This is a genomic window from Bacteroidales bacterium (genome assembly GCA_014860585.1).
Taxonomy (GTDB): domain Bacteria; phylum Bacteroidota; class Bacteroidia; order Bacteroidales; family 4484-276; genus RZYY01.
The window spans coordinates 1-10,754 of sequence record JACZJL010000071.1; the positions used below are offsets into that span (position 1 = coordinate 1).

The window sequence follows — 10,754 nt, forward strand, 5'->3', positions numbered from 1 at the left end:
AAGGCAACGATTGCATACAACTCAGGAAATACAGCGAGGATCATGGTTTTTCCGAACACGTCGTAACCCGAACCGATGGCTGCGATACCATTGGCGCAGATACTACCCTGCCTGATGGCCGAAAAGAGCGCTACCAGCCCGAGTGCAACCCCGGCGCCGAAAATGGCAGCCCCCTGGAGGATGGTCATGTCGGGAGAAATGACCCCTGAATTGTTGATCACAAAGAATCCTGCAAAACCATAAAGTCCCTGGGTTCCGGGCAAAGCACTTAAAAGCATGAAGTTACCAAATGCTTCATCATTTTTTTTGAGTGCACCAATGGCGGCATTTCCCCCCATGGTTACTCCGTAAGCACTGCCGATACCTGCAAGGCCGATCATCAGTGCCAACCCGACGTAGGTTAAAATTAGAGCTAATGTCATACGTTTTTCTCCTTAAAATTAAATGTTATTCGATTGATTTGATTAATTATTTTCTTGAAAATGGACTGTAAGCCTTGCCACCTCCGGCAAATCCGGCATTTTTATAAAACTCCACAAAAGTTAGACGCATCGGATGGACAAAGGCGCCGAGCGTGGCCATAAAGATATTCAACCCGTGACCGATCAGCAGGATGATGATAAATATCAACTGACTGACCACCGGAGTGCTTCCACTCATTTGAAAAGCCAGGTCATTAAATACATATCCCAAAATTCCGCTGGAAACACCCAAAGCAAACAACCTGATGTATGAAAGCAAGTCGCCTAAAACACCAGTGGCAATGGAATAAACCTCCCAGATACCGCCGCCAAAATTGATAAATACGTTTTTACCCGGATTGTTGAAAAAGAGGATCAATACGCCTGAAACTGCAAAGACAGCATACATCAGGATATTCATCAGCCCTGCATTGTCTTCGTTTTTTAAAGCAAAAATGGCGACAAGTCCAAGAATCATGATGATCCAGCCGATCGTGGTCAATGCGTAGGCAATGCCATTTTGTTTGATGAGATTGGCCGCTTTGATAAACATTCCGTAAACGATCTGGATGGCGCCGAGTACCAGTGCAAAGTAGAACATTTTCTCTGAGTCGAGCATGTAGGCTCTCATCGAGCGCAGCCAGGTGAGTTTTCCATCATCAATCATTTCGATGAGGTTCATCCCAAAGAAAGTTCCTGAGATGGCGCCGAAAATGACGGTTGCACCACCGAGCCATTGCAGCAGGGTTAATACCGGTCGCATGTCGGTGCTGACTTTTTTCTTGAACAGCGTGGCGCCGATCAGGAAGAGCAGTCCGTAACCGGTATCTCCCAGGCAAAAGCCGAAGAAGAGCATGAAAAAAGGTGCAAAAAACGGGGTCAGGTCAAGTTCTTTGTAATTTGGCAGGGAGTAGAGTTTGCCGATGGGCTCGAAAAGCTTGCTGAAGTTGCTGTTTTTGAGCATGATCGGTACCTTGTCAGTTTTATCCGGATCGGCTGTAATGTAAAAGACTTCCTTTTCACCAAGGAAAGCATTCACCTTTTCAATGTTGGATTGCGGCACCCATCCTTCGATGATCATCAGTCGGTCGGCAGCTTCTTTTCCGGTATTCCGGACTACCCGGCTGAATGAAATTTTATTTTCCCTGAGATCACGCGCAGTTTGTAGCACAGGAATAAACGCTCTGGCATTACCATGAATGAAAAGATTGATCTCTTCCATCCTGGAAACCAACTGGTTTTTCTCTTGAGCTACCTCAGATGCAGGACGCTCAGGGGCTTTCACCTCATCGGCATCAATTTCGATGTGTTCGCCTTCGCGCTGAACAATAATAAAATAGACCTGACCTTCGCTTCGGCTGATCACTTCAAGATTAAATTCCTGCTCCCAAGCAGTTTGAAATTTCCGTTCCGTAACTTCATAAAAACGGATATGAAAACCATTGTCAGCAAGCTTTTTCAGATCTTCCACAGAGAAATTTCCCCAGGGATGCAAAGCCCGATAGGATTTGTCGAGTGTGGCCATCTTTTGTTTCAGCGATTCATATTCGCTTTGAACCTGCAAAATGGTGTCGAGAATTTCATCGGCTGATTTGTCGGTAGTCGTGTCCTGTGCCTCGGCTTCCTTAGTTTTGAGGAATTTGATGGTTTTGTCAAATTGCTGAAGGCGAAGAATTTCTGCGGCAGTAGCTTCGTCGGGTTCTATGCCTTTGTCCACAACATCCACTACGCCAAGGTCCTGCAAATCGACAAGAAACTGGTGGTAATCCGTGTGGTGGATCAGGAGGGCATATTTTTTCATTGGTACGATCATCAGGCAGCCTCGCTTTCTTTTTGTTCCATACGACTTTTCACAATCTTCTGCGCCGATTTGGAGAGGTTTTCCTCGTCTTCCATGAAGCGCTTGATTTTTAGGATGGCTTCCTCGTATCCCGGAATTTGTACCTTTTCGTAAAGATTTACTTTCTGTGTAGTCTTTTTCCTGGCAAAATCGAGCAGTTGGGTTTTACGATCATACACATCCCGTTCAAGGGCAATATGAGCCAGTTCCCTTATGACTTTAATCCCTTCGGGGTACCAGGTTGGATTTTTAAACAGGCTGAACTCCTTGATATCAAATTCGATTTCTTCGAGAATGGGCGTCTTTACCCCGGCGATCTTTTTCACCGAGAGTTTCACATCTTTGATCGTAACCAGGTCGGGATTGAATTCATTCCACAGCCTGAGCGTATTGTCGTTTGCCCTGATCTTTTCATCCAACACCTTATCGAGACGTGCAGCTTCATCTTTGGCTTTTTTCACCTCGGTGCGCAGCGCAGCTTCCTTGTTTTTCAATGTTGGAAGGGCATTCACACGAACCTTAAGCTGCTTGTTTAGCAGTTGAAGTGAGGTCTTGTTGTAATGAAATTTTATTGCCATAATCTAAATTTCTGATGACTGCAAATTGTTTTGTATGAGTGGATATTACTTGCCGTTAGGCCAGTGTTTATCCACAAATTCCTGTTTGATTCCCACTTCGGTGGGTGAGAAATATTTACCAAACAGTGCCCATGTTTTGTCAAGCATTTCTTCGCCGGTTATGTTCACGTCGATGGCAAGGATGTCGTTGGAATATTGCTTTGCAAAATCGAGCGACCGTTCGTCGAAGTCGGTGAGGTCGAAACCGTTTTCCAGTTTGGTTTTGGCGTTGGCTGCCTCTGCATATAACTTGATGGCGGCGTTCATCACCTGGGCGTGATCTTTCCGGGTATCCTTTCCGATTACATTCTGCTTCAGACGGGAAAGGCTGCGGAACGGGTCAACAATAACCTTGGCGATATCGGTATCACGGCGCAGGAACAGCTGTCCTTCGGTGATGTAACCGGTGTTGTCAGGGATGGCGTGAGTGATGTCGCCACCCGAAAGTGTGGTCACCGCGATGATGGTGATAGAGCCACCGGCCGGGAATTGCACTGCTTTTTCGTAAATCTTTGCCAAATCGCTGTACAATGAGCCGGGCATACTGTCTTTCGACGGGATCTGGTCCATCCTGTTGGAAACGATACTCAACGCATCGGCGTACAGTGTCATATCGGTAAGGAGGACAAGGACGGTTTCATTTTTCTGAACAGCAAAATATTCAGCAGCGGTAAGCGCCATGTCGGGGATGAGCAATCGTTCAACGGGCGGGTCATCAGTGGTGTTTACAAAGCTGATGATGCGGTCGAGCGCGCCGGCGTTGTCGAAAATATTTTTGTAAAAAAGATAATCGTCGTTGGTCAGACCCATGCCACCGAGGATGATTTTATCGGCTTTTGCACGCAGTGCCACGATGGCCATTACCTGGTTGTAAGGCTGGTCAGGATCAGCAAAGAACGGTATTTTCTGACCGGTCACCAGCGAGTTGTTCAGGTCAATACCTGCAATGCCGGTAAAGATCATGTTACTTGGTTTCTTACGTTGTACCGGGTTTACTGATGGTCCGCCAATTTCGATTTCCTTTCCTTCAACCTCCGGGCCGCCGTCAATAGGAAGGCCGTAAGCATTAAAAAAGCGTCCTGCCAGTTCGTCGCTCACCTTTAGCGTTGGAGCTTTACCCAAAAAAGTTACTTCAGCATTGCTGGGAATGCCCTCGGTACCACCAAAAACCTGGAGTGTAACAATATCGCCGATGATCTTGACCACCTGTGCCAGGCGGCCGTTTACCAGCGCAAGTTCGTCGTAACCGATGTCTTTGGCCTGCAACGAGCAGGTGGCTTTGGTTATTTGTGTGAGCCTGGTATAAATTTTTTGAAATGCCTGAGTTTCCATTATCTGATGTTTTATTTGCTTAATTAATGCGGTCAGGCTGTTTGCGCCACCCTGCGTTGTTCCAATGTTTCTTCGAGTTGGTGCTCAAACTTTTTGAAGTCATCCGAATTGAATTTGGAGTAATTCATCTGTTTGAGGATATTGATCACCTGGCGGAAGTATTTGTTGACTTCGTCGAATGAATCGAAATCATACTGATCTTTTACGATATTGATCACCAGGTCCATCATGTATTTCTGCCTTTCGATAGGAGAGGAGGAGTCCACTTCATCGAAGGCGTCCTGCTGAAGAATAACAAAGTCAAACACCTCGGATTTCCAGAACCTGACATGATATTCTACCGGAACACCATCGTCACCAAGAATGTTTATCTGTTCGTAAGCCTCTTTTCCCCTGATTAAAAGGTTTTTAGCATACAGCAACTGGTCGAGCCAGTGATCGGAGACATTCTCTCTGAGGTACTCAATAAACTCGTCGTATTCGAGGTACTTTGAATAGCTGTCAATAGGGTCAACTGCCGGGTAGCGCTTGCTGTCGGCTCGTTGCTGGGAGAGTGCGTAGAAACAGCGGGCTGCTTTTTTGGTGGATTCGGTAACGGGTTCTTTCAGGTTACCACCAGCAGGGGATACAGCGCCGATGAAGGTGATACTTCCGGTTGTTCCGTTTGGCAAATACACAAATCCGGCTCTTGCATAAAAATTCGAGATGATAGCAGGCAAATCCATCGGGTAAGCATCCGGCCCGGGAAGTTCTTCCATACGATTCGACATTTCCCGGAGTGCTTGTGCCCAACGTGATGTGGAGTCGGCCAGCAACAATATTTTTAATCCCATCGATCGGTAATACTCTGCGATGGTCATAGCGGTGTAAACGGAAGCTTCGCGCGCTGCAACCGGCATGTTGGATGTGTTGGCGATGATAGTAGTACGTTCCATCAGCTTTCTTCCGGTGCGTGGGTCATCCAGTTCGGGGAACTCGGTAAAAATATCCACCACCTCATTGGCACGTTCACCACAGGCAGCAACCACTATCATGTCGGCTTCGGCATGTTTTGAAAGGGCGTGCTGTAACACGGTTTTTCCAGTCCCGAAAGGTCCCGGTGTAAATCCGGTTCCACCTTCCACGATTGGGTTGAGCGAGTCAATGCAGCGGACGCCGGTTTCCATCATCCTGAATGGACGCGGCTTGGCTGTGTAAGCTTTGATAGCAAGCTTTACCGGCCATTTCTGAACCATGGTAACCTTGTGCTCTTTGCCGTCGCTGTCTGCTACAACTGCAATTGTATCTGTAATTTTATATGTGCCAGCACCAACGATCGTTTTGATGGTGAATTTTCCCTTGAATTTAAACGGAACCATGATCTTATGGGCAATCCAGTTTTCCTGGACTTCACCCAGCCAGGAACCGGCTTCAACAAGGTCGCCTGCCTTCGACAACGGTTTAAATTCCCATTTTGACTCAAAATCCAGGGGGTCGGTGTATTCTCCACGGGTGAGGAAAACCCCTTCCATTTTGTTCAGGTCGTTTTGCAACCCGTCAAAGTTTTTCGACAAGATGCCCGGGCCAAGTGTGGCTTCGAGCATGTGTCCGGCAAATTCTACAGTATCGCCAATACGCAGATTACGCGTACTCTCGAATACCTGCGTATAAGCTTTTTGCCCCATGACTTTGATCACCTCTGCCATCAACGGTACCCCTTTGAGCTTGATGAAACAGATTTCGTTTTGTGAAACCGGCCCATCAACATCAACGATTACAAGGTTGGCAATAATTCCTGCTACTAATCCTTTTGTCATTTCGAATGATTTCAGTTAAATATTTACTTTTTACCTGAGTTGATACTCAGCTTCGGCGTTTACAAAAGCCCAGGTCTGGGTTGCTTCGTCGTAAAGGAACTGACCGGTTTCGCCAGTATTTTCCCCTCCGATTTTTTCAACAGTAATGGTATTTTTTTCCGCCGTCAACTTATAAATATCATTATCGTGCTGCACAATTTTTGTCTCGATTTCGCCAGGAGCCATACCCAAAGGACTATTGCCCGTCCAGAATTCGATGGAATTGAGCACAATGCCATCAACAAACAAACACACTTCATAAACCGGTATAATGACTAAAGCGACGAAAACAAGCTCTTGTCCCCATTTTCCACTAACTGACGTTTTATTCCAATCGTACAGGCTGTTGGTCAGTGCGAAGGAACCCATGCAACTTTGTTGTGTTAAGGCTGTGCCAAGAAGAATTGCAGCGAGTAAAAAGGATTTGATTTTTTTCATATTACTGAATGTTAAATAGTTAATAATTATTTTCTGGATATAAATTGCAAGTTAAACTCCTCGGGCAGTTCGTAACTGCTTCCTAAATTTTTCAGAAGCTTTCTGAATAACCGTTCGCCCTCAGTACGATCGAGGAGCAGCCAGCGCTCAACCATTTCCAACTGAATGACAAAAGCGAGCAATCGTTCGATGGTGAAGTAATGAAAAAATACCTGGTCGTCAATCCATTGCCATTTCATCAGGTCCAACGCTTTTTCGCGGTCAAGCATGTTGTTGTTTTCCCATGCAGCCAAAATTTGTTCCACTTCAGGAAAATCCTGCATCAGTCCGAAATCGCGGGCGTTGCTTCGTAAAACATTTTCGACAACAAAGTTACTTCCGATCATTTGTGGTTCAACCGGTAGTTTGTATTGCCTGCAATTGAGCGCCGTAAGCACGTTGCCCATGCTAAGCTGCAGTTCGTACCATGATTTGAGGAACGTATTTTCGAGTGTGCCGAGGTAATTAAAAAAACGCTCTTCAAGAATATTCTCCCAGCTTTTGGCCATATCGTCCTGGTTTTCAGCCTTGAAATCAAGAATGAAATGGTACATGTAATGCAAAATATCCCTGGTGGGTTCTTTGATCTGTTCTTCGAGGAAATCCAGCGAATAATTGCCCCGTGGGTCAAAATCAACACCTGATTTGAGCAAAAGATTCAACAGGTTGGTGTTGTCGTATTTCCTGAACAACTCTTTGAAAAGCTGGTAATCGTCCGGATGCAGATCGTCTTTCCAGTCTTCCCGGAGGTCGGCTGCTGCAAGTTTTAGCTTGCCTTCGTCGAGCAGCAGGTCCGGGAGGCCTGCAACCAAATAGAAATATTCAGTTTTGGATGTAAACAGCATGGCTTATTTATTCCTCGTTGAAAAATTTCTGGGTTCTTGGACGGAGGAACTGTTTGAAGAAGTTTTCGAAATCTTTGTCGGTGAAACTGATCTTGAAACTTTGGTCTTTCGGGCCGATCCTGAAACCGCTTTTTATCCCTTCTTCAAAATTGATCTCCATGCCTTGCTTAATGGTTCCAGCCACTTTGGCCATCAGGTAGCTTTCGAGTTGCTGGCGGTCTTTTTCTGACAGGAATACCATCACTCCCTGGTTGGATTTGCTGATTTCGCCCCACTGCTCAACCAGCCTGGTGATGAGGTTCTTCACAAAATCCTTGTCGTCAAACGATTTCTCAAGTGCCTGTTCCACTGCTTTCTGATTGAGCATTTCGGCAACCTTTTGTTTCACTGTCGAAAAAGCTTGCCTTGAGGACAGGACTAATTCTGAGTGTACATTTTTCTTTTGTTCTTCGGCTTCTTTAGCTGCTTGTTCGGCTATCTGGCGGGCTTCTTTTTTTGCCTTGCTCAGGATTTCTTCGGCCTCTTTTTTAGCGTTTTCGACGATTTCCCGGGCTTCAGTTTTGCCTTTTTCCAGGCCTTCATCATAGATTTTTTTGGTTAACTCCTGTAGTTTATCATTCATAAGATTAGAAATTTTCCCTTTTTAAAACAGTGGGCAAAAATACAGTTTTCAGTTTAACTCGTTCAATTCTTATAATTAAAAAACAAAACTAGCTCACATAGCACTTTCTACCATCACTTCATCATAACGTAGGTTCCTGATAATAAACGACTGGCGGTCTGGGGTGTTTTTGCCCATGTAGAATTCGAGCATTTCTTTGATGGATTGTCCTTTCCTGAGGATAACAGGATCAAGACGCATATTGGCGCCAATGAAATGTTTGAACTCGTCAGGAGATATTTCTCCAAGTCCTTTAAATCGTGTGATTTCAGGATTGGCGCCGAGTTTTTTGATGGCCGCCTGCCGCTCTTCATCGCTGTAACAGTAAATTGTTTCCTTTTTGTTCCTTACCCTGAACAACGGAGTTTGCAAGATATAGACATGGCCTGCTTTAACCAGATCGGGGTAAAACTGGAGGAAGAAAGTGAGAAGCAGCAGCCGGATGTGCATCCCGTCCACGTCGGCATCGGTGGCGATCACGATGTTATTGTAGCGCAGGTTTTCGAGGTCTTCGTCAATGTTGAGCGCTGATTGCAGCAGGTTGAACTCTTCATTTTCATACACCACTTTTTTTGTCATGCCATAGCTGTTGAGCGGCTTGCCTTTGAGCGAAAATACCGATTGTGTATTCACATCCCTCGACTTGGTGATGCTTCCACTGGCTGAGTCTCCTTCAGTGATGAACAGCGTGGTCTCGAGCCGGCGCTCATGGTTTTGGTTGTAGTGGATGCGGCAATCACGCAACTTTTTGTTATGCAGACTGGCCTTTTTCACACTGTCCTTCGCCAGTTTTTTTATGCCGGCGATCTCTTTCCGCTCTTTTTCGGAGCGCATGATCTTTTGGTAAATGGCATCGGCGATGTCGGGATTCATGTGAAGGTAGTTGTCAAGATGGCGCTTCACCAGGTCAATCACATAGTTACGCACTGTCTGGCCATTAGGCTCCATGTACATTGAACCCAGTTTGGTTTTGGTTTGCGACTCAAAGACAGGCTCCTGAATTTTTATACTGAGGGCGGCAGCCATTGAGGCGCGAACATCTCCGGGATCGAAATCTTTTTTGAAAAATTCCCTTATTGTTTTTACCACCGCCTCCCTGAAAGCAGCCTGGTGGGTCCCGCCCTGTGTGGTATTTTGCCCGTTTACAAACGAATGGTACTCTTCGCCCCATTGATTGGACATATGGGTAAAAGCAAACTCAAAATCTCCTTCGGTAATATGAATAATCGGGTACAGCGCATCACCATTGATGTAGCGTTCCAACAGATCAAGCAACCCATTCTTGGCATAAAAGCGTTCGCCATTGGAATAGATCGACAGGCCGTTGTTGAGGAAAACATAGTTCCAGAGCAGTTTTTCGACATATTCAGGGATAAAGTGAAAGTTGCCGAAATAGGTGGTGTCAGGAGTAAATGTTACCAATGTGCCGTTGCGATCATCAGTTGGCATTTCAGGAAGGTCGTTGACAATCACTCCCTGGCTGAACTCTGCAACTTTGGTTTTGCCTTCGCGGATCGATTGAACCCTGAAGTAAGAGGAAAGCGCGTTCACCGCTTTGGAGCCAACGCCATTCAGCCCTACCGACTTTTTAAAAGCCACCGAGTCGTACTTGGCGCCGGTGTTGATCCTCGACACACACTCGATCACCTTGCCCAGTGGAATGCCACGGCCAAAGTCGCGGATAGTCACCGTTTTTTCGTCAATGGTGATGTCAATTCTGCGGCCGTTGCCCATCACAAACTCGTCAATGGAGTTGTCAATGATCTCTTTGATCAGCACGTAAATGCCGTCGTCCTGCGAGGAGCCGTCGCCCAGCTTGCCGATATACATACCGGGCCGGGTCTGGATGTGCTCGTTCCATTCGAGTGTGCGTACCTGATCTTCACTGTATTCAAAAGCCATGGTTTAAGGAAAATTTTTGCAAAAGTAATCTTTCAAAGGGTAATGTGCGCCCCTGCAAAATGTTTAGTTACCAACAGCAAGCTGTGAATAAACAGCCCTGACAGGGATTTTCCGGAGGGATGCCTTTGGAACAAACCCTGGAAAGTCACCCGGTGAATTCGCTCAGAAATCCACCAAAATTTCAAATTCAGTGGCACGTTGGTATGATTCACCGGGTGACTCGTGCATGTTGAAAAGTCACACGGTGAATCGCCTGCAAAGTCAACCAATAAGGTAATAAGGTTATGTGAATCAATTGAATACGTTTTCTACTAAGGTTTTGTATCAAGATAAGGTTTTCTTCTTCGATAAATGACCTCCAAAAGATGAAAACCTTATTTCCATCTTCAACCTTAGTAGAACTGAGCAACCATCATGCTTTCCAACCTTATTACCTTATTTTCACGATAAAAGATGATATCATTCATAAAAGATCATTCACCCCGTGAATCACCTGAAGTTCATCGCAGTTACAGGTTTGGTGGGTGTTTGGTAACATTCAAGGGGTGACAGTAAAACTTGGAAGTTACCCGGTGAATTCGATCAGAAATCCACAAAAATTTCAAATTCAGTGGCACTTTGGTATGATTCACCGGGTGACTGGCGCATGTTGAAAAGTCACACGGTGAATCGCCTGCAAAGTCAACCAATAAGGTAATAAGGTTATGTGAATCAATTGAATACGTTTTCTACTAAGGTTTTGTATCAAGATAAGGTTTTCTTCTTCGATAAATGACCTCCAAAA

9 protein-coding genes are annotated in these 10,754 nt (G+C 45.6%); all 9 read right to left on the reverse strand.

Annotated elements, in window-relative coordinates:
• Positions 1–422: V-type ATP synthase subunit K (locus IH598_07685; protein MBE0638384.1), on the reverse strand; the 422-nt coding region annotated here is incomplete at its 3' end.
• Between the two features lie 46 nt (positions 423–468).
• Positions 469–2,262, reverse strand: a complete 1,794-nt coding sequence (locus tag IH598_07690; protein ID MBE0638385.1) for an ATPase — start codon at positions 2,260–2,262, stop codon at positions 469–471.
• A gap of 11 nt (positions 2,263–2,273) precedes the next feature.
• A complete protein-coding gene (locus IH598_07695; GenBank protein MBE0638386.1) occupies positions 2,274–2,879 on the reverse strand; it encodes a V-type ATP synthase subunit D in 606 nt (201 codons plus the stop codon).
• A gap of 45 nt (positions 2,880–2,924) precedes the next feature.
• Complete coding sequence (locus IH598_07700; protein MBE0638387.1) at positions 2,925–4,250, reverse strand: V-type ATP synthase subunit B; 1,326 nt, start codon at positions 4,248–4,250, stop codon at positions 2,925–2,927.
• Positions 4,251–4,282: 32 nt separating this feature from the next.
• Positions 4,283–6,046, reverse strand: coding sequence for a V-type ATP synthase subunit A (locus IH598_07705; protein MBE0638388.1), 1,764 nt, complete (start codon positions 6,044–6,046; stop codon positions 4,283–4,285).
• A gap of 30 nt (positions 6,047–6,076) precedes the next feature.
• Positions 6,077–6,523 (reverse strand): DUF3332 domain-containing protein, encoded by a 447-nt coding sequence (locus IH598_07710; protein ID MBE0638389.1) that lies wholly within the window; start codon positions 6,521–6,523, stop codon positions 6,077–6,079.
• A 26-nt stretch (positions 6,524–6,549) separates the two neighbouring features.
• Entirely contained in the window at positions 6,550–7,407 is an 858-nt protein-coding gene (locus IH598_07715; GenBank protein ID MBE0638390.1) for a DUF2764 family protein, read from the reverse strand.
• 7 nt (positions 7,408–7,414) lie between these two features.
• Positions 7,415–8,029, reverse strand: a complete 615-nt coding sequence (locus IH598_07720; protein MBE0638391.1) for a V-type ATP synthase subunit E — start codon at positions 8,027–8,029, stop codon at positions 7,415–7,417.
• Between the two features lie 93 nt (positions 8,030–8,122).
• Positions 8,123–9,970 (reverse strand): type IIA DNA topoisomerase subunit B, encoded by a 1,848-nt coding sequence (locus tag IH598_07725; GenBank protein ID MBE0638392.1) that lies wholly within the window; start codon positions 9,968–9,970, stop codon positions 8,123–8,125.
• Between the last annotated feature and the right edge of the window lie 784 nt (positions 9,971–10,754).

Bases quoted from the DNA above. Each gene is read 5' to 3' on its own strand.
- IH598_07690 (MBE0638385.1), bottom strand. From the start codon at position 2,262: ATGAAAAAATATGCCCTCCTGATCCACCACACGGATTACCACCAGTTT.
- IH598_07695 (MBE0638386.1), bottom strand. From the start codon at position 2,879: ATGGCAATAAAATTTCATTACAACAAGACCTCACTTCAACTGCTAAAC.
- IH598_07700 (MBE0638387.1), bottom strand. From the start codon at position 4,250: ATGGAAACTCAGGCATTTCAAAAAATTTATACCAGGCTCACACAAATA.
- IH598_07705 (MBE0638388.1), bottom strand. From the start codon at position 6,046: ATGACAAAAGGATTAGTAGCAGGAATTATTGCCAACCTTGTAATCGTT.
- IH598_07710 (MBE0638389.1), bottom strand. From the start codon at position 6,523: ATGAAAAAAATCAAATCCTTTTTACTCGCTGCAATTCTTCTTGGCACA.
- IH598_07715 (MBE0638390.1), bottom strand. From the start codon at position 7,407: ATGCTGTTTACATCCAAAACTGAATATTTCTATTTGGTTGCAGGCCTC.
- IH598_07720 (MBE0638391.1), bottom strand. From the start codon at position 8,029: ATGAATGATAAACTACAGGAGTTAACCAAAAAAATCTATGATGAAGGC.
- IH598_07725 (MBE0638392.1), bottom strand. From the start codon at position 9,970: ATGGCTTTTGAATACAGTGAAGATCAGGTACGCACACTCGAATGGAAC.